The sequence below is a fragment of the Microbacterium sp. bgisy189 genome (assembly GCF_965345345.1).
Lineage (GTDB): Bacteria > Actinomycetota > Actinomycetes > Actinomycetales > Microbacteriaceae > Microbacterium.
In genome coordinates, this window is sequence record NZ_CBDRMZ010000009.1 from 37,424 (window position 1) to 57,534 (window position 20,111).

Genomic DNA, 20,111 nt, shown 5'->3' on the forward strand with positions numbered 1-20,111 from the left:
TGGAACAGGATTGAACATGACCCTCACCGACCCCGCCGCCGACCTCGCACCGCTCGAGTTCGCCGTCACCCGCAACCTCGCCGCCCGCAGCGCGGCCGAGCGCGACGAGATCCTCGCCGCACCCGGCTTCGGCACGAACTTCACCGACCACATGGTCGACATCTGCTGGTCGAAGGGTGGCGGCTGGCACCGGCCCCGGGTGCAGCCGTACGGGCCGATCTCGCTCGACCCGGCCGCAGCTGTGCTGCATTACGGCCAGGAGATCTTCGAAGGCATCAAGGCGTACCGGCACGCCGACGGCTCGGTGCACACCTTCCGTCCCGACCAGAATGCGAAGCGCCTGCAGCGCTCCGCGCGCCGCATGGCACTGCCCGAACTGCCCGAGGACTACTTCCTGCAGTCGCTGCGCGAACTCATCGCCGTCGACGGCGACTGGGTGCCGTCGGGGGAGGACCAGAGCCTCTATCTGCGCCCCTTCATGTTCGCGAAGGAGGCGTTCCTCGGCGTGCGTCCCGCGCAGAAGGTCGCCTACTACCTGATCGCGAGCCCCGCGGGCGCCTACTTCAAGGGCGGCGTGCAGCCGGTGAAGATCTGGCTCAGCGAGGACTACGCACGTGCAGGCAAGGGCGGCACGGGCGCTGCGAAGACCGGCGGCAACTACGCCGCGAGTCTGCTGCCGCAGGCAGAGGCCTACGAACAGGGCTGCGATCAGGTGGTCTTCCTCGACCAGGACGGCAACGTCGAAGAGCTCGGCGGCATGAACGTCGTCTTCGTCCACAAGGACGGCACGATCGTCACGCCGCAGTCCGACTCGATCCTGCCGGGCATCACGCGTGACTCAATCCTGCAGCTCGCCGAAGACCGCGGCCACCGCGTCGAGCGTCGTGCGGTCTCGCTCCAGGAGTGGCGTGACGGCGTCGCCTCGGGCGAGATCGTCGAGGTGTTCGCGTGCGGCACCGCAGCCGTCGTCACCCCGATCGGCACGCTGCTGGCCGCCGGTTTCGAGGACGCCCAGCCCACCGGCACCCTCGCACTCGAGCTTCGCCAGCACCTCACCGACATCCAGTACGGTCGCGCCGAAGACACCCACGGCTGGCTGACCCGGCTGGACGGCTGACCCGTGCGCATCGCGCGTTTCAGTCACCAGGAGCAGCTGCGGTACGGCATCCTCGACGGCGACGAGCTTGTCGTGCTCGCAGGTGACCCGATGTTCGCCGGGTACGAGACGACAGGCGAACGCGTTCCCGTGGCAGACGTCGCCCTGCTCGCTCCCGTCATCCCGCGATCGAAGGTCGTGTGCGTCGGCAAGAACTATCGCGACCACGCCGCCGAGATGGGCGGTGAGGCGCCGGCAGCACCGCTGCTGTTCCTCAAGCCCAACACGGCCGTCATCGGTCCGGATGACATGATCGTCCGCCCCCCGCAGTCCGAGCGCACCGACTTCGAGGGCGAACTGGCCGTCGTGATCGGTCGGGTCACGAAGAACGTGTCTGTGGAGGATGCCCTGGACCACGTCTTCGGGTACACGATCGCCAATGACGTGACAGCGCGCGACCTGCAACACGCCGACGGACAGTGGGCGCGCGCGAAGGGGTTCGATACGTTCTGCCCGTTGGGGCCGGTCATCGAGACCGAGTTCGACCTCGACGGGGGAGCGCGGATCGTCACCCGCGTCAACGGCGAGGAACGGCAGAACGGGCCGATCAGCGACATGGTGCACTCGGTCCCCGACATCATCGCCTACGCGTCGGCCGCGTTCACGCTGCTGCCGGGCGATGTAATCCTCACGGGCACCCCCGCGGGAATCGGCCCGTTCGAAGCGGCGGACGTGGTCGAGGTGGAGATCTCGGGCCTCGGCGTGCTGCGCAATACGGCACGTGATGCCTGACGAGACGGCACCCCAAGACCTCACCCTCTCTTCTGCGGCCGTCGGCAGCATCCAGCGGCGCACGGTCGGTGTCCTTGCCGCCGGTCAGGTGCTCGGCGGCGTCGCGTTCGGTGCGACGGTCTCGCTCGGCGCGCTCCTGGCGGCGGACCTGTCCGGGGCCGAAGAGCTGTCGGGCCTTGCGACCGCGTCGGTGACGCTCGGCGCGGCGCTGTGCGCGATCCCACTCGCGCGGCTCGCGGCGCGTCGCGGCCGGCGATTCGCCCTCACGCTGGGCAATCTGTTCGCCCTCGTCGGCATCGTGGTCGTCATCACCGCTGCCGCGATCCGCTCCTTTCCACTGTTGCTGGTCGGTGTGGTCCTCATCGGCGCCGGCAACGCGGGCAATCTGCAATCGCGCTTCGCGGCCACCGATCTGTCGGCGCCCGGGCGGCGCGGGCGGGACCTCGGAACGGTCGTGTGGGCGACCACCGTCGGCGGCGTCCTCGGGCCGCTCCTGCTCACTCCGGGGGAGGCGGTCGGCTCCCTGCTCGGGATGCCGGAACTCACCGGCTCCTATGCCTTCTCGATCGTCGCGCAGACGATCGCGTTCGTGCTCTACCTGTTCGGGTTGCGGCCCGACCCGTTGCAGACCGCGCAGCGACTCGCCCGTGAGCGCCCGGTCGCACCGGGCGGGGTCGTGGAGGATGATCATCCCGTCGTCGCCCGGTATGCGATCTTCGCCGTGGCCGGATCGCACGTCGTGATGGCGTCGGTGATGGCGATGACCCCGGTGCACCTCTCGCACCTCGATCCGGCGAACGTCACGACGATCGTCGGTGTGACCATCGCGTTGCACGTGTTCGGCATGTACGGCCTGTCGCCGCTGTTCGGCATCCTCGCCGATCGGTGGGGTCGCGTGCACACGATCCTGCTGGGTCAGGCGGTGCTCGCGGCGTCGCTGCTGGTGGCTGCCCTCGCGCCGCAGTCCTCGCTGGCAGTGCTGATCGCGCTGCTGCTGCTCGGGCTGGGGTGGAGCGCCGCGACGGTGTCGGGCGCGGCGCTGCTCACCGAGAGCACGGAGTCCTTGAAACGGCCTCGCCGACAGGGGTTCAGCGACACGATCATGACCTCGAGTGCTGCCGCCGGAGCCGTTCTCGCGGGTGTCGTTCTCGGCTGGGTCGGCTATGGCGGTCTCGCGCTGAGCGCGTTGGTGATCGTGATCGCGATCGTCGTCCTCTCGCCATACGCGCGCCTGTCGCGCGTCTGACCCGCTTCCACCCACGAAGTCGGTCTCGTGGGGCGAGCGTCAGGTGAGCGCGTCGACGGCGGCTGTGACGTCGTCAGCCGTGTTGAACACGTGGAACGCCACTCGGGCACGGCCGTTCCGACCAGACGCGACGATGCCGGCGGACTCGAGGCGCTGCAGGTCACGCCCGCCGGGGTCGGCCCACGACACGATTGCGCTCGGACGAGCCGGCATCGGCAACGCGAGCCGCTCGCGGAAGTCGGTCGCCAGGGCCGTCGTCGAGGCGTAGAGCGCGTCCGAGTCGGCGTCCGCGAATGCGCGCAGCGCGGGTTCTGCGCCGAGGAAGGCCTGCCAGGCGGGGGAGACGTCGAACCGGCGCGCGCAGGTCGCCAGCCGTGCGCCGTCGCCGTAACACGACGCCCACGGGTCCGCGCCCGCGTACCAGCCGGCATGGACGGGCGTGAGCCACGCGGCGGCGTCCTCGGTGACGGTCAGGAACGCGACCCCCCGCGGTGCGGAGAGCCACTTGTAGGTGTGGCACACCGTCGCGTCGAAGCGGGCGGCATCCACCGGCATCCATCCCGCAGCCTGGGTCACGTCGCACAGCGTGCGGACGCCGTGTCGGTGGGCGGCGTCGCCGATCGCGTCGGCATCGGCGACCTCTCCGGTGGCGGACTGGACGAGTGAGAACGCCACGAGCGCGGTCGTCGAGCCGATCGCGTCTGCGAGTTCCGCCAGTGGCACGCTGCGCACGCGGATGCCGCGGCCCGCGTACACGAAGGGGAGGACGAGTGAGGAGAATTCGTCGGTCGGGCACAGTACTTCTGCGCCATCGGGGAGCGACGCGGCGATCATGCTCGCGAGGACCGAGGTGTGTGAGCCGATCGCGACTCGATCCACGTCGACACCGACGAGTCGCGCATAGTGCGCGCGAGAGAACTCCACCGCCGCGCCGTAGGCCACCGGATCCGGCCGTCGCTCGAGGTCGGCGTGCAGCGCGGCTCTCGTCGCCCGTGTCGTGAGGCCCACCGTGCAGGCCGCGAGATAGCCGGCGGCATCGGTGAACTCGGCTCGCAGCGCGGCGAGCCCGTCCGAGACGGCGGCCGAGGCGGGAGCGGTGGCGGTGGACATGGCACCAGCATCCCGGGTGCACATTCATTCGTCTACGGCAGGTATTGCATCAAAGACATGCGGTGTGTTTATGTAATGTCGTGAACACCGACGCACACGAACTCGACGTGCACGCGTTGCGGACGATGCAGGCGATCGCCGACACAGGGTCGCTGACAGCCGCTGCGGAATCGCTCGGCTACAGCCAGCCAGCGTTGTCGCAGCAGCTGCGTCGCTGGGAACAGCGCCTCGGTGTGCCCCTCGTCGAACGCGCCGGGCGCCGGCTGCGCCTCACGGCGGCCGGGCGCGTGCTTGCCCGACATGCGGCTCCCGTCACGACGGCGCTCGAGGCCGCGGCCGGCGAACTCGCCGCCCTCAGCGGGCTGCAGGCGGCGACGGTACGAGTCGTCGGTTTTCCTTCGGCATCGCCGACCATCGTTCCGCGCCTCATCTCCCTCCTTGCGGAGCACGCACCCGGCATCACCCTCACGTATGTCGAGGAGGAGCCTCCCGAGGCGGTCGCGGCGGTGCGTGCCGACCGCGCCGATGTCGCCCTCACCTTCAGCCACCCGGGTGACCGCGACGATCCTCACGGCGAGAGCGCCCGCGGACTCTCCGTCGAGACGATCGGTTCAGACGACCTGCTGCTCGTCGTGCCCGAGGATCACCCCGCGGCGTTGCGGGACGCCGTGCGACTGTCGGAACTGTCGGATGCCGCATGGATCGCGGGCTGCCCTCGCTGCCGTGGTCATCTGCTCGAGGTGTGCGGACGCGCGGGGTTCACCCCGAAGATCGGGTTCGAGACCGACAACATCGCGGCCGTCGAATCGCTCGTGGCACAGGGGATCGGCGTGGCAACCCTTCCGCGTCTCGCGCTGACGTCGTTCCCGCCGCTCCCGGGCATCGTGTGGCGCCCCCTCGAAGACGGACACGTCCGCACCCTGCACACCGTCACCGCCCGTGGCGGCGAACGCGTGCCGGCCGTCGCCGCCGTCCTCGACGGACTTCGCCGCGCTGTCAGCGCAGCGACCGGGACCTAGGGCCATCGCGAACTAGACTGGTGGGCGATGTCTGCACAGCCCGATCCCCGCACCACCACCGCCACCGGCCCTGACGTCCGCGTGCGATTCTGCCCGTCGCCGACGGGACTTCCGCACGTCGGCATGGTCCGCACGGCGCTGTTCAACTGGGCGTACGCGCGTCACACCGGCGGCAAGTTGGTCTTCCGCGTCGAAGACACCGACGCTGCGCGTGACAGCGAGGAGAGCTACCGGCAGCTTGTCGATGCGCTCACCTGGCTCGAGATCGACTGGGATGAAGGTGTTGAGAAGGGTGGGCCGCACGAGCCCTACCGCCAATCGCAGCGTCACGACATCTACGCGGGCGTGCTCGACAAGCTGATCGCCTCGGGCGCTGTGTACGAGTCGTACTCGACGGCCGAAGAGATCGACGCACGTAACGAGGCGGCCGGCCGTGCCAAGCAGCTCGGGTACGACAACTTCGATCGCGATCTCACCGACGAGCAGAAGGCAGCGTTCCGTGCCGAGGGGCGTGAGCCCGCGTGGCGGCTGCGGGTGCCGAGCCACGACCTCACCTACGTCGACCTGATTCGCGGCGAGGTCACGTTCCCCGCTGGCTCGTTCCCCGACTTCGTGGTGGTGCGCGCAGGCGGCATCCCGCTCTATACGTTCACCAATCCGGTCGATGACGCGCTGATGGGCATCACCCATGTGCTGCGTGGCGAAGACCTCATGCCGTCAACGGCCCGGCAGCTCGCCCTCTATGCGGCCCTCATCGATGCCGGCGTCACCGACTTCGTCCCCCGCTTCGCGCACATGCCGCTCGTGCTGGGGGAGACGGGCACGAAGAAGCTCTCCAAGCGCGACCCGAAGGCCGACCTGTTCCTGCAGCGTGAGCGCGGCTTCATCCACGAGGGGCTGCTGAACTACCTCTCGCTGCTCGGCTGGTCGATCGCCGCCGACCGTGATGTGTTCACGCGCCAGGAGCTCATCGAGGCCTTCGACATCGTCGACGTGAATCCGAACCCGGCTCGCTTCGATCAGAAGAAGGCCGAGTCGATCAACGGCGACCACATCCGCATGCTCGCGGCCGACGACTTCGCCGCGCGACTCGTGCCGTACCTGGTGTCGGCAGGGGTCGTGTCGGAGCCGCTGACGCCGCAACAGCAGTCCACGCTCGCTGCCGCGGCGCCGCTCGTGCAGGAGCGGATGCAGATGCTCGGCGACGCGCCGGGGCTGCTCGGCTTCCTCTTCAGCGCAGACGTGACCTACGACGATGATGCGCTGAAGGGCCTGCCCGCGAACGCCGGCGAGGTGCTCGCTGCATCCCTGCCGGCGCTGCGTGGCGTTCCGGCCGACGCCTTTTCAGCGGCCGCGATCCAGGACGCGCTGGCCGTCGCGCTGATCGAGGGCCTCGAGCTCAAGCCGCGCGTCGCGTATGGGCCGCTTCGCGTGGCGATCAGTGGTCGACGCGTCTCGCCGCCACTGTTCGAGTCGATGGAACTACTCGGCGCCGACGAGTCGCTGCGTCGACTTGAGCAGCTCGCTGCACAGCTCGGGTGACGCCGTGTCGGTTTGGTGCTGCCGCCCTCGTCGGCTAAGCTAGACCCTCGGTACGGCTTCGGTCGGAACCCCCTTGGGGTATGGTGTAATTGGCAACACGGCTGATTCTGGTTCAGTTGTTCTTGGTTCGAGTCCAGGTACCCCAGCAGTGAAATCCGCAGGATTCCGCCACAGAATCCCTCCTCGTCAGAGGGTCATCCGAGAGGCCTGACGGGCCCGGAGGCCAGAAACGAGACCAAATACTCGCGCGATTGTCTTCGCGGAGTAGGTGCGTCCCGGTACCCACGCCGTCGCACGGTGGAGTACGGGTTGGTCCGGAGGAATCCGGCGCACCTTGTGTGCATGGACGCATCGACCTCCGGCATTCCCGGGTTCATGACCCAGGCGGAAATCGCCGAGATGCTCCAAGTGCCCGAGCGCACGTTGGAGGACTGGCGTCTCACACGCCATGGTCCGCCCTATCTGAAGCTCGGTCGGCACGTGCGCTACGACCCGGATGACGTGTACGCGTGGGCTAGAGAGCACCGGCATGCCTAGGCCGCGCATTCCCGCCGGCGAGGTCGGCGCGGTGCAGATCACCAAGCTCGCCGACGGGCGGTATCGCGCCCGCGGGCGGATGCGCGATGACGCGGGGGAACTGCGCCAGCTGCGCGCCACCGCCGACACCGAGGAAGGCGCTCTCGCTGAGCTGCGCCGGCTGGCTGCGCAGCTCACCAGCAACGGCGAGGGGGCTCTCACCGGGGCGAGCACGATCGCGGCGGCCGCCGACGCGTGGCTCATCCACGTCACCGGGCGCGCGGGCGCCGGCAGCCTGGCCTACTCGACGGTCGAGTCCTACGAGACAACGGTGCGACTCATCCTGAAGCCCGCGTGCGGTGGGATCGCGCTGGACCAGCTCACGGGACCCAGCCCCTGACCCGCCAGTCGCGCGCCCGACACAGACTGCGGGTGATTGCAGCAGCAATGAGAGGGAATGTAGAAGGTGCCTGAGATTCAGGTGGTGATTGGGGTGCCGCGCACATCATCGGACCGGTTCTCCGCAGGACCCGGTGGGCCACGACAGTCGCTTGCCGAGGAGTATGCCACCGCGGTTGGCGCAAATTATCTCGCAGGGGGTCACGAAGTTGAGGAAGTGTGAGCTAGCACCCGCGGCATGCAAGTGCATTGTGCACTTCGAACCGTGGGAGAGTGCCTCGCGGTCCACAGCGCCTGCAATCCCCGGATCTGCGAGAGCTTTTCGGCGAACCTAATGCGGTGCTCAAGTGTTCGGCCTTGCCTGCCCCTGGCGGCCCGTTGGCGGACGAAGCGTAACCCCAGCGCAGACTCGCGCCGTTCCGCGCATCCGCCCCTTCCGATCCGGCGACGAATGGTGGGGGACACCGACGGCGGGAGTCCTCTGAATAACCACGGCCGTCACTGGAGACCGCCGCGGCGAGAAGCGTAGCGTCGAGGCATGGAACCCCGAGCGCCCGCCCGCCCAGCGCGGCTCGTGCTGGTGCTCTCTGCCGCCGGGGTCCTCGTGCTCGGGCTGAACGCCGGGCTCCTGCTCCTAGGCCTTCCGATGCCGATCGGGGCTGAGCGCCTTGCCGAACTCCACGCGCCGCTCCTCGTCTTCGGCGCGATCGGCGCGCTCATCTCGCTCGAGCGGGCGGTGGCGCTCCGGAGGTCGTGGGCCTACGCCGCCCCGGCACTGATGACCGGCGGCGCTCTGATTGCGTTGACCCCGGCGCCGCCGACGACGGGTCCGCTGATGGTCGTCGCCGGACTCGCAGTGCACGTGTGGCAGTATCGCGCCATCTGGAGGCGGCAGCCCATGACCGCCACCACGGTGCAAGCGCTCGGGGCGATCACGGCGCTCGTGGCCACGGTCGCGTGGAGCGGTGGGGTGCCGCCGAGCCGTCTGGTCCCCCTTCTGGCCGTCTACCTCATCCTCACCATCGTGGGAGAAAGACTCGAACTCGCACGCCTGAACGCCCCTGGTCTCGCGGCCGAGCGGTTGCTGTTCGCCCTCGCCTTGAGCCTGTCGGCTGCCGCAGTGGTGAGCCTCACGGTACCGACGGTCGCGGTGCCGGTGGCCGGGGTCCTTCTCATCGCCCTCTCGGCCTGGCTGCTGTCGTACGACGTCGCGCGCACGACCGTCCGGATGAGCGGACTCCCGCGCTTCGTCGCGGCGTGTCTCCTCGTCGGCTACGTGTGGCTGATCATCGCAGGCGCCGGATGGGTGTTGGGCGGGGCGCGCACCGAAGGGGCGATCTACGACGCCACCACACATGCGATCTTCCTCGGCTTCGTGGTCACGATGATCATGGCGCACGCCCCGATCATCCTCCCCGCCGTCCTCGGCGTGCGGATCCCGTACCACGCGGTGCTCTACGTGCCGGTGGGTCTCCTGCACGCGGCGCTGCTCGCGCGGGTCGTCGCCGGAGACGCCTGGGGGTGGATCCACGCGCTGCAGACGGCCGGGGCAACCGCGGCCGTGGCGATGATGCTGTACGGCGTGCTGGCGATCACGGTGTCCGCACGCGCACGGTTCACCGAGAGGCAAGGCGGACGACGTGTCGAGGCGTAACTGGTACCTGCTCACGAACTCGCTGGTGCTGTTCTGGATGGTGATGTCGGTGGTCGCTGTCTTCGTGCACCGTTTCGTGTCACAGCCGCTCTGGCTCATGGTCCATCTGCCGCTCCTCGGCGCGGCGACGGCGGCGATCCTCATTTGGTCGCAGCACTTCACCGACACGCTCCTTCGCCGATCGGCTCCCGCGGGGCGTACGGGGTTGGCGGCGCGCCTCGCCCTCCACACTCTCGGTGCCGCGTTCGTGGTGACCGGTGTCGCCGTGTCGCTCCTGCCGTTGACGGTCACGGGAGCCGCGCTGGTGGCGATGGCGGTGGTCGCTCACGCGGTCATCCTCTTCGTCCAACTGCGGCGCGCTCTTCCGGCCAGGTTCGCCCCTCTCGTCCGCTATTACATCGCGGCAGGCCTCGTCTTCCTGGCCGGTATCGCGATCGGAGTCACCATGCCGGCGGTGGCCGATCCGGCTGCGACCGACCGACTCGTCGTCTCACATCTCGTGCTGAACGCGTTCGGATGGATCGGACTCACTGCGCTCGGAACGCTCGTGCTGCTGTGGCCCACGGTGCTCCATGCGCGTATGTCCGACGCCGTCGACGTGGCCGCGCGTCGCGCCCTCCCGCTCCTCACGGCCGGGCTCCTTCTGGCCGCCGCGGGACCGGTCACCGGCGTACGCCCTCTTGTCGCCGCCGGCATGCTGGTGTGGCTCTCCGGGGCGGGGATGATCGCCGTGCAGGGGTGGCATCAGGCCCGCGCGATGCACCCGGCCACCTTCGCCGGGTGGAGCCTCGCGGCAGCGTTCGGCTGGGTGCTCATCGCGGCGGGTGCGCTCGTGTTCCTGGCCGTTACGAACGGCGACTGGGCGTCGCTTCGGACCGCCTACCTCTCGGTGCTCGGTCCTCTCGTGGCAGGGTTCGCGGCGCAGCTGCTGATGGGGGCGCTCAGCTATCTGCTGCCCGTCGTGGCTCTCGGGAGCCCTGCGGCGGCGAAGGTCGGCGCGGAGATGCTCGACCGCGGGGCGGTCTTCCGGGTCACCGCGTTCAACGGCGCGATCATCCTCTATCTGCTGCCGATGCCGTCGCTCGCCCGAGTGCTGTTGTCGTTCGTGGCGGTCGGGGTCGTCATCGCCTTCTTCGTGCTGGCGGCGCGCGCGATCCTCGCCGGCCGTCGGGCGCGTCGCGCGGAAGGCGATTCACCCGATCGCAGCGGGCGTGTCGCGCTCGGCACGCCCGTCGCCGTCGCGCCCCCACTGCCGCCGCGGCGGGTCGGTGCCGTCAGCGCTGCGTTCGCGGTGCTCGCCCTCTGCGTCGGCGCAGGGGTGGCTGCCGACCCCGCGGCTGTCGGCATCGCAGTCAGTGCACCGACCGGCGCAGTCGTCGCCTCGGGCGAGACCACGGAAGTCACCGTCGGGGTGAGCGGGATGCGCTACACGCTCGACGAGATCGAGGTGCCCTACGGCGACCGACTCGTCGTGACCTTCCACAACACCGGCAGCGACGTCCACGACCTCACGTTCGCCAACGGGTTCCGTTCCGAACGGCTTGTCCCGGGCGCTCGCGAGGTGGTCGACGTCGGCGTGATCGGGTCTGACATGCAGGGCTGGTGTTCGATCGCCGGACATCGGCAGATGGGCATGGAACTCACCGTGGTGGTCACCGGAGCACCGGTCGACGCGTCCGGTGAGCCGGGCGACGACGGCTCGGCCCACGGGTCCCACGGCGAGGGCACCTCCGCGGGGGCGTCGGCTGCGGCCGACATTGATCTCGAGCGGGCGCCCGCCGTCGGGTTCGAAGAGTGGCCGGCGGCGCTGACCCCTGCAATCGACGAACGGGTGCATCGCGTCACCCTCACCGTGCAGGAGACGGTGCAGGAGGTCGCTCCCGGGGTGCGACAGACGCGATGGACGTTCGGCGCCTCGGCGCCCGGTCCGGTGCTCCGAGGGAAGATCGGCGACATCTTCGAGATCACCCTCGTCAACGACGGCACGATCGGACACTCGATCGACTTCCACGCCGGCGCGCTCGCCCCCGACGAGCCCATGCGGACCATCCAGCCGGATGCGACGCTCGTCTATACCTTCACCGCGACGCAGGCGGGCATCTGGATGTACCACTGCTCGACGATGCCGATGTCGATGCACATCGCGAACGGCATGTTCGGCGCCGTCATCATCGACCCTCCCGACCTCGCCCCCGTCGACCGCGAGTACGTGCTCGTGCAGGGCGAGCTGTACCTCGGCCCGCAGGGCGAGACGGCCGACGCCGACCGCATCGCGACGCGGCTTCCCGACCTCGTGACCTTCAACGGGTACGCGAACCAGTACGCGTACCGCCCGCTGACGGCGGCCGTGGGCGAGCGCGTGCGCATCTGGACCCTGGATGCCGGACCCAACACGCCCTCGTCGTTCCACATCGTCGGCGGCCAGTTCGACACGGTCTACTTCGAGGGCGCGTACACGCTGCGCCCCGGAGACGCCGGCGGATCGCAGGCGCTCGCGATGCAGCCCGCGCAGGGCGGCTTCGTCGAGCTGTCGTTCCCCGAGGCGGGGAACTATCCTTTCGTCACGCACATCATGAGCGACGCCGAGAAGGGGGCGAAGGGGATCTTCCATGTCGACGACTGACCGCGTGCATCTCGATCAGAAGGGCCGCCTCGTCATCGGCGACCATGCTGAAGTCGTCCGCCTCGCGCACGACCCGGAGACCTTCTCGAGCATCGTCTCGCGCCACCTGCAGGTGCCCAACGGGCTCGACGGGGCGGCGCACGCCGAGATGCGCCACCTGCTCGACCCGTTCATGGATGCCGACGCCGTCGCCCAGCTGCTGCCCGAGCTCGAGCGCATCGCCGCCGACCTCGTCGCCCGGCTCGACGCCGCCGATGCGCCCTTCGGCGCCGTTGCCGACCTCGGTGCGCGCTTCGCCGTGCGCGCCCAGTCGGCGTGGCTCGGATGGCTGCCCGAGTGGGAGGAGCCGCTGCTGCAGTGGGTCGCCGACAACCGCGTCGCATCGCGCACGGGGCACCCGCGGGCGACCGCCGAGATCGCCGACCGGTTCGACGCCATCATCCGGGAGCTGCTGCGACGGCGTCGGGAGCATCCGCGCGACGATGTCACCGCCCGGCTGATGGCGCTGCGGCACAGTGACGGCTCGGCGCTACGCGACGACGAGCTCGTGTCGATACTGCGCAACGTCACGGGCGGCGACCTGGGCTCGCTCGCCCTGTGCACCGGCGTCATCGTGCACTGGCTCGCCGTGCACCCGGAGCATCAGGATCATCTCGCGGCGGCATCCGACGCCGACCTCGACGCCGCGATCGACGAGATCCTGCGCGCCGACGACCCGTTCGTCTCCAACCGACGCCGCGTCACGCGACAGACCGAGGTCGGCGGCTGCCCCGTGCACGCCGGCCAGATCGTCGTGCTCGACTGGCGCGCCGCCAACCGCGACCCGGCCGTCTTCGCGGAACCCGACGCCTTCGACCCTGCCGCGCACGCCGCCGCGAACCTCGTCTACGGCACCGGCCCGCACGTGTGCCCGGGACGCCTGCTCGCGACCGCCGAGCTGCGCGTGCTCGTGCGGGCGCTGCTCACGGCGGGCCGCATCGAGCCGGCGGGCGACCCGGAGCGTGAGCAGGCACCCGTCGCCGGCTTCCGCGCGGTGCCCGTCCGGCTGGTCTAGAACCTAGAGCTTGTGCAGGCGCTCGGGGTCGGGGGTCTGCACCGGGTCCCAGCCGCGACGAACGGGGCGCGCGCCGCGCACGGCGTCGCGTGAGCGGTAGACGACGTAGGGACGGAACAGGTAGCCCACCGGCGCGGAGAACACGTGGACGAGGCGCGTGAACGGCCACAGCGCGAACAGGGCGAACGCCGTCAGGATGTGCAGCTGGAACAGCAGCGGCACCTCGGCCATCAGCTCGACCTGCGGTTGGAACAGGAAGATGCTGCGGATCCACGGCGAGATCGTCTCGCGGTAGTAGAATCCGCCGCCGAACACCTGGTACACGACGGTCGCGAGCGTGCCGAAGCCGAGCGTGGCGGCCAGGAAGACGTACATGACCTTGTCCATGTCGGTCGTCGCGAGGAACACGGGGCCGACGGTACGCCGGCGGTAGATCAGGATCGCGAGCCCCACGAGGGTCAGCACGGCGGCGAAGGACCCCATGACGGTCGCGCCGATGTGGTACATCTCCTCGTTGATGCCGATCGCGTACAGCCATTCGCGGGGGATGAACAGTCCGACGACGTGACCCGCGATGACCATGAGGATGCCGATGTGGAACATCGGCGACCCCCAGCGCAGCAGCCGGTTCTCGTACGTCTGGCTCGACCGGGTGGTCCAGCCGAACTTGTCGTAGCGGTATCGCCAGATGTGCCCGACGACGAACACCGCGATCGAGGCGTACGGGATCGCGACCCAGAGGATCATCTGCAGCGTGGTCATGGTGCCTCCTGCGAGACGGGACGGAAGGGCGGAAGCTGCCCCAGGAAGCTGAGGCCCACCGTCTCGGTGGGCGGCCCCTCGTTGATGAGGTCGAGGTAGCGCTCGCGGGTCGCGGCGTCGATGGGGGGAAGCGACTGCGTGACGGTGCGCACGACGAGCGCCCACGGGCTCGACATGCCCTCGAGCGCGGCGCGCAGTACCTCGATACCCTCGCGGTGCGAGGCGAGCAGCGCGCCGGCGATCTGAGCATCGGCGGTCGCGGCGTCGGCGCGGGCCGAGAACTCCAGCACCGCCGGCAGGAAGTCGGGCAGGTCATCCGCGTCGAACTCCCACCCGGCGGCGCGGTACGCCTCGAGGAACGTGACCAGCGCGACGCCGCGGCGGCGCGTGTCGCCGGTCGCGTAGTAGCTCAGGTACAGGCTGCACTTGCGCTTGAGGTCGAATGTGACCACGTAGCGCCGCTGCCATTCGGCCTCGCCGGCCGCTTCGGCCTGATCGACGAAGGATGTGAGGGGTTCGGAGATCGCGGACGGCAGCGCGTCGATGTGCGGACGCAGGGCGGGCAGGCGCCCGAACCACGCGGCATCGGGGTAGTCGAGCAGGAGCGACGCGAGCATGTGGGTGGCGGCGCGGTCGACGGCCGACAGCCGCAGGGCGGGCACCTCGGGGGGCAGGGCGCGGCGCGGGGTGACGCGGGGCAGGACGGAGCTCATGGGCGGCCCTCGCCCGCGCCCTGGTTCTTGTCCTTGCCCTTGCCGGTCTCGCGCACCGCCGTCGTCGAGGTCGGCGGGAAGAGCCCGTCGGCGTTGCCGTTGCCGTCCCAGTTGAGCAGGTTGACGCGCCCGGGCGACGACGGTCGGTCGGCGGTCTGCCGGTCGGCGAGGATGTGGAAGTTCTCCACCGCGACGGGCACGCTCGGACCGCTCGAGGAGCCGAACGGACCGGCGCCGCCCATGCCGGGGCCCCCGTCGAAGTCGAGCGAGCACGCCATCTCCTCGAGGGCGTGAGCCTGCTCCGTGTGCGCCGAGGGGATGACGTAGCGCTCCTCGTACTTCGCGATCGCGAGCAGCCGGTACATCTCCTCGACCTCGGTGCCGCTCATGCCGACCGCCCGTGCGATGCGCTCGTCGCGCTCGTCGTCGAGGTTCACGCCGCGCATGTACGAGCGCATCGCGGCGAGGCGGCGCAGGGCAAGGTCGACGGGGGCGATGTCGCCCGCCGTGAAGAGCTCGGCGAGGTAGCCGATCGGGATCCGCAGCTTGTCGATGGCGGCGAACAGGGTCCGCGCGTCCTCGCCGTCGTTGCCCGAGCCGGTCACGACGTCGACGACGGGGGAGAGCGGCGGGATGTACCAGACCATCGGCATGGTGCGGTATTCGGGGTGCAGCGGCAGGGCGACCTGGTACTGCATGAGCTTCCAGATCGGGCTGCGCTGTGCGGCCTCGACCCAGTCCTCGGGGAGGTCGCCCGCGCGTGCCGCCTCGATGACGGCGGGGTCGAACGGGTCGAGGATGATGTCGCGCTGCGCCTGCAGCAGCGCCTTGTCGTCCTCGACGGCCGCCGCCTGCGCCACCCGGTCGGCGTCGTACAACACGATGCCGAGATAGCGCAGCCGCCCGACGCAGGTCTCCGAGCACACGGTGGGCAGGCCCACCTCGATGCGCGGGTAGCACATCGTGCACTTCTCGGCCTTGCCGGTGCGGTGGTTGAAGTAGACCTTCTTGTACGGGCATCCCGACACGCACATGCGCCAGCCGCGGCACTGGTCCTGATCGACGAGCACGATGCCGTCCTCGGCGCGCTTGTACATCGCGCCTGACGGGCAGGATGCCACGCACGACGGGTTCAGGCAGTGCTCGCAGATGCGCGGCAGGTAGAACATGAAGGCCTTCTCGAACTCGGCCTTCACCTCTTCGCTCATCTTCTTGAGGATCGGGTCGTCCTGCATCGTCTCGAGCGAACCGCCGAGGTCGTCGTCCCAGTTGGCCGACCACGAGATCTTCATGTCCTCGCCGGTGAGCAGGCTCTTCGGCCGAGCGACGGGCGTCTGCTGCCCCTTCGGGGCGTTGAGCAGCATGTCGTAGTCGTAGGTCCACGGCTCGTAGTAGTCGTGGATCTCGGGCAGCTTCGGGTTCGAGAAGATGCGCGCGAGCTTCGACAGCCGGCCACCGCTGCGCAGCTTCAGGCGGCCGCGCTTGGTGCGCACCCAGCCGCCGCCCCACTTCTCCTGGTCCTCGTACGTGCGGGGGTAGCCCACGCCGGGGCGCGTCTCGACGTTGTTGAACCAGACGTACTCGACGCCGGTGCGGTTGGTCCACGCCTGCTTGCACGTGACCGAGCACGTGTGGCATCCGATGCATTTGTCGAGATTCATGATCATCGACATCTGAGCCATGACCTTCATCAGTACTCCACCTCCTGGCTGCGGCGGCGGATCTGCGTGATCTCGTCGCGCTGGTTGCCGGTCGGACCCAGGTAGTTGAACGCCCATGCGAGCTGCGCGTAGCCGCCGATCAGATGGCTCGGTTTCAGCAGGATGCGGGTGAGCGAGTTGTGGATGCCGCCGCGCAGGCCGCTGGTCTCGGCGATCGGCACATCTACCGTGCGGTCCTTCGCGTGGTACATGTACACCGTTCCCTCGGGCATGCGGTGCGAGACGATCGCGCGGGCGACGACGACGCCGTTGCGGTTGTACGACTCGATCCACTCGTTGTCGCGGACGCCGATCTTCGCGGCATCCTGCGTGCTCATCCAGATCGTGGGGCCGCCACGGCTCAGCGACAGCATGAACAGGTTGTCCTGGTACTCGGAGTGGATCGACCACTTCGAGTGGGGCGTCAGGTAGCGCACCGTCACCTCGGTCTGCCCGGCGGCGCCCGGCCCCGCGATGCGCTTGGTCGTGCCGACCTTCTCGGAGTCGAAGAGGCGGTGCATGTCTAGCGGCGGTCGGAACACGGGCAGGCTCTCGCCGAGCTCGCTCATCCAGTCGTGGTCGAGGTAGAAGTGCTGGCGGCCGGTCAGGGTGTGCCACGGCTTCAGGTGCTCGACGTTGATCGCGAACGCGGTGTAGCGACGGCCGCCGTGCTCGGAGCCCGACCACTCCGGCGAGGTGATGACGCTGCGCGGCTGCACCTGAACGTCCTGGAAGGTGATGTGCGAGCCCTCGTGGTCTTCGGCGAGCTGCGCGATGCGCTGGCCCGTCTTCTTCTCCAGTTCGCGGAAGCCCTGCACGGCGAGGCGGCCGTTGCTCGTCCCCGAGAAGGCGAGGATCATCTCGCACGCCTTCTTGTCGGTGTCCAGCAGCACGCTGCCGGTGTACGGGCCCGACTGTACGACGCCGTTCTTCTGCTTCAGCTGCTCGATCTCGCGGTCGGGGTGGTACGTGATCGCCTTCGTCGTCATCCCGAGCTTGGCCGTCAGCGGGCCGAGGGACTTCCACCTCTCGTAGAGGTTGGGGTAGTCGCGTTCGACGACGATGAGCTTGGCCATCGTCACGCCCGGTACGAGCGGCGCGTCCTCGGGGACGGTGCCGTGCGGGGTCGCCATGACGTCGGGGGTGTCGTGCTGCAGCGGCGAGGCCACGACGTCCTTGCGGACGCCCAGGTGCACCGCCGCGTACTCGCTGAACTTCTCGGCGAGCGCCCCGAACAGATCGAAGTCGGTGCGCGTCTGCCACGGCGGGTTGATCGCCGGCGTGAACGCGTGGATGAAGGGGTGCATGTCGGTCGAGGACAGGTCGTACTTCTCGTACCAGGTCGCCGCCGGCAGCACGAGGTCGCTGAACAGCGTCGTCGAGGTCATGCGGAAGTCCGCCGTCATCAGTAGGTCGAGCTTGCCTTCGGGTGCGTTCTCGTGCCACACCATGTCCCGCGGGCGCGACCCCTCGGGCGACTCGGGCGCGCGGACGGCCGAGTCGGTGCCGAGCAGGTGCTTGAGGAAGTACTCGTTGCCCTTGCCCGACGAGCCCAGCACGTTGGCTCGCCAGATGGAGATGACGCGCGGGAAGTTCTCCGGGGCGTCGGGGTCTTCGACCGCGTAGTGCAGCGACCCGTCGGTGAGGGAGTCGACGATGTGCGCGGCGGGCTCTTTGCCGGCCGCCTCGGCCTCGTCGCACAGGTCGAGCGGGTTGCGCGAGAAGGTCGGGTAGGCAGGCATCCATCCCCGCTTGACCGACTCGACGAGGCAGTCCGCCGTCGTCCGGTCCTCGAACTGGCCGCGGGCGAGCGGAGAGGCCAGGGCGGATGCCGGCAGGCCGTCGTAGCGCCATTGGTCACTCGCGAGGTACCAGAACGCCGTGCCGATGTTCTGCCGGGGCGGGCGGTTCCAGTCGGCGGCCGTCGCGTACTGCGAGTAGCCGGTGATGGGGCGCACCTTCTCCTGCCCCACGTAGTGCGCCCAGCCGCCGCCGTTGACGCCCTGGCATCCGGTCATCGTCGTCAGCGCCAGGAACGTGCGATAGATCGTGTCGGAGTGGAACCAGTGGTTGGTGCCCGCTCCCATGAGGATCATCGAGCGGCCGCCCGAGCGCTCGGCGTTGTCGGCGAACTCGCGGCCGATGCGCGCGGCCTGCGCCGCGGGCACGTTCGTGAGCTCTTCCTGCCACGCGGGCGTGCCGGGCGTGGTCGGGTCGTCGTAGCCGGTCGGCCACTGGCCCGGCAGTCCGTCGCGCGCGACGCCGTACTGCGCGAGCAGCAGGTCGAACACGGTCGTGACGAGGCGGCCGGCGACGCGGCGCACGGGCACGCCGCGGGTGACGGTGCCCGTCCCGCCGGCGTGCGCCTCGTCCTCGCCGCTGGGCGTGACGTCGAAGCGGGGGAGGACGATCTCGACCGATTCGGTCGTGTCGTCGAGGTCGAGCAGCGACAGGGGCGGCACGACGCCCTCGAGGTCGAGGTTCCACCGCCCCTCGTCCTCGGGCGTGAAGCGGTGGCCGAGCGACCCGTTCGGAACGACGGGGGTGCCGTTCTGATCGAGCAGGACGGTCTTGAAGTCGGCACGCGGGACGGCGGCATCCTCGCCGCCCAGGTCGCTCGCGGTGAGGAACTTGCCGGGGACCAGACCCGACGGGTGCTCCTCGAGCGCGACGAGGTAGGGCGCGTCGCTGAAGCGGCGCATATAGTCCTCGAAGGGCGCGGTGCGGCGCTGCACGAAGAACTCCGTGAGGATGACGTGACCCATCGCCATCGCGAGCGCGGCGTCGGTGCCCGGGTGCGGTGCGACCCACTCGTCGGCGAACTTCGTGTTGTCGGTGTAGTCGGGTGAGACCGTGACCACCTTCTGGCCGCGGTAGCGCGCCTCGGCCATGAAGTGCGCGTCGGGCGTGCGCGTGACGGGTACGTTCGAGCCCCACATCATGAGGTACCCGGCGTTCCACCAGTCGGCGGACTCGGGGACGTCGGTCTGGTCGCCGAACACCTGCGGGCTCGCGACGGGGAGGTCGGCGTACCAGTCGTAGAAGGACAGGATCGTGCCGCCGACGAGGTTCAGGAACCGGGCCCCGGCACCGTGGCTGACCATCGACATCGCGGGGATCGGCGAGAACCCGGCGACCCGGTCCGGGCCGTACTCCTTGACGGTGTACACGTGTGCGGCGGCGGCAATCTCCATCGCCTCGTCCCACGTCGTGCGCAGCAGGCCGCCCTTGCCACGGGCGCTCTTGTAGGCGCGCGACTTCTCGGGATCCTCGACGATCGAGGCCCACGCGTCGACGGGGTCGGGATGCGTGCGCTTGGCGTCGCGGTACAGCTCGGCGAGCGTGTCGCGGATGTACGGATACCGCACGCGCGTGGGGGAGTAGGTGTACCAACTGAACGCGGCGCCGCGGGGGCATCCGCGCGGTTCGTACTCGGGCGAGTCGGGGCCGACGGACGGGTAGTCGGTCTGCTGCGTCTCCCACGTGATGATGCCGTCCTTGACGTACACCTTCCACGAGCACGACCCCGTGCAGTTCACGCCGTGCGTCGAACGGACGACCTTGTCGTGCGCCCAGCGGTCGCGGTAGAAGACGTCGCCCGAACGTCCGCCTTTGAGGAACACGGAGCGCAGGTCCTCACTCGTCTCGCCGGGGCGGAGGAAGCGGCCCATGCTCAGCAGTGCGTCCGCCAGAGGACCGTCCGTCGAGGGAGTGCTGCGGATCTGTGGTGTCATCGTCTCCTCCAGCCCGGATGGCTGCCCTCAGTATCCGCATCGTCGCGGCAGGGAACCAGCCCGTACACCGTATTTAATACGGACTGAAGGTCGGGGGCAATGGATGCCGCGGACTCGTCGAATAAGGACGGTGAACCCGTGGTGCGGGAGT

At 69.4% G+C, this 20,111-nt stretch carries 15 protein-coding genes and 1 tRNA gene; 11 read left to right on the plus strand and 5 right to left on the minus strand.

The genetic code is table 11. The annotated features are described in order from the left end of the window. Nucleotides 1-16 precede the first annotated feature (16 nt). Genes ACSF8R_RS11665 through ACSF8R_RS11675 form a run of 3 tightly spaced genes read left to right on the plus strand, consistent with a single transcriptional unit; the run spans nt 17 to nt 3,134 of the window. Nucleotides 17-1,117, plus strand: a complete 1,101-nt coding sequence (locus ACSF8R_RS11665) for a branched-chain amino acid aminotransferase (protein WP_434812048.1) — start codon at nt 17-19, stop codon at nt 1,115-1,117. A 3-nt stretch (nt 1,118-1,120) separates the two neighbouring features. Then, entirely contained in the window at nt 1,121-1,888 is a 768-nt protein-coding gene (locus ACSF8R_RS11670; protein WP_434812049.1) for a fumarylacetoacetate hydrolase family protein, read from the plus strand. Further along, the gene (locus tag ACSF8R_RS11675; RefSeq protein WP_434812050.1) at nt 1,881-3,134 is read left to right on the plus strand and encodes an MFS transporter; all 1,254 of its coding nucleotides are present in this window, start codon (nt 1,881-1,883) and stop codon (nt 3,132-3,134) included. The genes ACSF8R_RS11670 and ACSF8R_RS11675 overlap by 8 nt, the downstream gene beginning before the upstream one ends. A 39-nt stretch (nt 3,135-3,173) precedes the next feature. Here ACSF8R_RS11675 and ACSF8R_RS11680 read toward each other — a convergent pair whose 3' ends face one another. After that, nucleotides 3,174-4,244, minus strand: coding sequence for an aminotransferase class V-fold PLP-dependent enzyme (locus tag ACSF8R_RS11680; RefSeq protein ID WP_434812051.1), 1,071 nt, complete (start codon nt 4,242-4,244; stop codon nt 3,174-3,176). Between the two features lie 80 nt (nt 4,245-4,324). On the opposite strand from ACSF8R_RS11680, the gene ACSF8R_RS11685 reads away from it, so the two are divergent. The 8 genes from ACSF8R_RS11685 (at nt 4,325) to ACSF8R_RS11720 (ending at nt 13,051) form a co-directional block, all read left to right on the plus strand. Further along, a complete protein-coding gene (locus ACSF8R_RS11685; protein WP_434812052.1) occupies nt 4,325-5,263 on the plus strand; it encodes a LysR family transcriptional regulator in 939 nt (312 codons plus the stop codon). A gap of 27 nt (nt 5,264-5,290) precedes the next feature. Further along, the gene (gene gltX / locus ACSF8R_RS11690) at nt 5,291-6,805 is read left to right on the plus strand and encodes a glutamate--tRNA ligase (RefSeq protein ID WP_434812053.1); all 1,515 of its coding nucleotides are present in this window, start codon (nt 5,291-5,293) and stop codon (nt 6,803-6,805) included. 74 nt (nt 6,806-6,879) lie between these two features. Then, a tRNA-Gln gene (locus tag ACSF8R_RS11695) sits at nt 6,880-6,951 on the plus strand. 196 nt (nt 6,952-7,147) lie between these two features. Next, on the plus strand, nt 7,148-7,342 hold the full coding sequence (locus ACSF8R_RS11700) for a helix-turn-helix domain-containing protein (RefSeq protein ID WP_434812054.1): 195 nt from the start codon (nt 7,148-7,150) through the stop codon (nt 7,340-7,342). Continuing rightward, nucleotides 7,335-7,721, plus strand: a complete 387-nt coding sequence (locus ACSF8R_RS11705; RefSeq protein ID WP_434812055.1) for a hypothetical protein — start codon at nt 7,335-7,337, stop codon at nt 7,719-7,721. Before ACSF8R_RS11700 ends, ACSF8R_RS11705 begins: the two co-directional genes overlap by 8 nt. A gap of 537 nt (nt 7,722-8,258) precedes the next feature. Beyond that, a complete protein-coding gene (locus tag ACSF8R_RS11710) occupies nt 8,259-9,374 on the plus strand; it encodes a hypothetical protein (protein WP_434812056.1) in 1,116 nt (371 codons plus the stop codon). Beyond that, complete coding sequence (locus ACSF8R_RS11715) at nt 9,361-11,997, plus strand: multicopper oxidase domain-containing protein (protein ID WP_434812057.1); 2,637 nt, start codon at nt 9,361-9,363, stop codon at nt 11,995-11,997. Before ACSF8R_RS11710 ends, ACSF8R_RS11715 begins: the two co-directional genes overlap by 14 nt. Next, the gene (locus ACSF8R_RS11720; protein ID WP_434812058.1) at nt 11,984-13,051 is read left to right on the plus strand and encodes a cytochrome P450; all 1,068 of its coding nucleotides are present in this window, start codon (nt 11,984-11,986) and stop codon (nt 13,049-13,051) included. The genes ACSF8R_RS11715 and ACSF8R_RS11720 overlap by 14 nt, the downstream gene beginning before the upstream one ends. A 3-nt stretch (nt 13,052-13,054) precedes the next feature. Here the strand turns inward: ACSF8R_RS11720 and narI are convergent, their stop codons facing one another. Genes narI through ACSF8R_RS11740 form a run of 4 tightly spaced genes read right to left on the minus strand, consistent with a single transcriptional unit; the run spans nt 13,055 to nt 19,960 of the window. After that, a complete protein-coding gene (gene narI / locus ACSF8R_RS11725; RefSeq protein ID WP_434812059.1) occupies nt 13,055-13,813 on the minus strand; it encodes a respiratory nitrate reductase subunit gamma in 759 nt (252 codons plus the stop codon). Further along, nucleotides 13,810-14,526 carry a nitrate reductase molybdenum cofactor assembly chaperone gene (narJ, locus tag ACSF8R_RS11730; protein ID WP_141379821.1) on the minus strand — a complete coding sequence of 239 codons (717 nt, stop codon included), beginning with the start codon at nt 14,524-14,526 and terminating at the stop codon, nt 13,810-13,812. The genes narI and narJ overlap by 4 nt, the downstream gene beginning before the upstream one ends. Beyond that, nucleotides 14,523-16,217, minus strand: a complete 1,695-nt coding sequence (gene narH / locus ACSF8R_RS11735; protein ID WP_434812060.1) for a nitrate reductase subunit beta — start codon at nt 16,215-16,217, stop codon at nt 14,523-14,525. Before narH ends, narJ begins: the two co-directional genes overlap by 4 nt. Beyond that, on the minus strand, nt 16,217-19,960 hold the full coding sequence (locus tag ACSF8R_RS11740) for a nitrate reductase subunit alpha (protein ID WP_434812061.1): 3,744 nt from the start codon (nt 19,958-19,960) through the stop codon (nt 16,217-16,219). Before ACSF8R_RS11740 ends, narH begins: the two co-directional genes overlap by 1 nt. Nucleotides 19,961-20,111 lie beyond the last annotated feature (151 nt).

What these genes read in the sequence shown, in the direction of transcription:
- ACSF8R_RS11720 (WP_434812058.1), top strand. Translation starts at nt 11,984, where the DNA reads ATGTCGACGACTGACCGCGTGCATCTCGATCAGAAGGGCCGCCTCGTC.
- ACSF8R_RS11675 (WP_434812050.1), top strand. Translation starts at nt 1,881, where the DNA reads ATGCCTGACGAGACGGCACCCCAAGACCTCACCCTCTCTTCTGCGGCC.
- ACSF8R_RS11680 (WP_434812051.1), bottom strand. Translation starts at nt 4,244, where the DNA reads ATGTCCACCGCCACCGCTCCCGCCTCGGCCGCCGTCTCGGACGGGCTC.
- gltX (WP_434812053.1), top strand. Translation starts at nt 5,291, where the DNA reads ATGTCTGCACAGCCCGATCCCCGCACCACCACCGCCACCGGCCCTGAC.
- narJ (WP_141379821.1), bottom strand. Translation starts at nt 14,526, where the DNA reads ATGAGCTCCGTCCTGCCCCGCGTCACCCCGCGCCGCGCCCTGCCCCCC.
- ACSF8R_RS11700 (WP_434812054.1), top strand. Translation starts at nt 7,148, where the DNA reads ATGGACGCATCGACCTCCGGCATTCCCGGGTTCATGACCCAGGCGGAA.
- narH (WP_434812060.1), bottom strand. Translation starts at nt 16,217, where the DNA reads ATGAAGGTCATGGCTCAGATGTCGATGATCATGAATCTCGACAAATGC.
- ACSF8R_RS11740 (WP_434812061.1), bottom strand. Translation starts at nt 19,960, where the DNA reads ATGACACCACAGATCCGCAGCACTCCCTCGACGGACGGTCCTCTGGCG.
- narI (WP_434812059.1), bottom strand. Translation starts at nt 13,813, where the DNA reads ATGACCACGCTGCAGATGATCCTCTGGGTCGCGATCCCGTACGCCTCG.
- ACSF8R_RS11665 (WP_434812048.1), top strand. Translation starts at nt 17, where the DNA reads ATGACCCTCACCGACCCCGCCGCCGACCTCGCACCGCTCGAGTTCGCC.
- ACSF8R_RS11710 (WP_434812056.1), top strand. Translation starts at nt 8,259, where the DNA reads ATGGAACCCCGAGCGCCCGCCCGCCCAGCGCGGCTCGTGCTGGTGCTC.
- ACSF8R_RS11705 (WP_434812055.1), top strand. Translation starts at nt 7,335, where the DNA reads ATGCCTAGGCCGCGCATTCCCGCCGGCGAGGTCGGCGCGGTGCAGATC.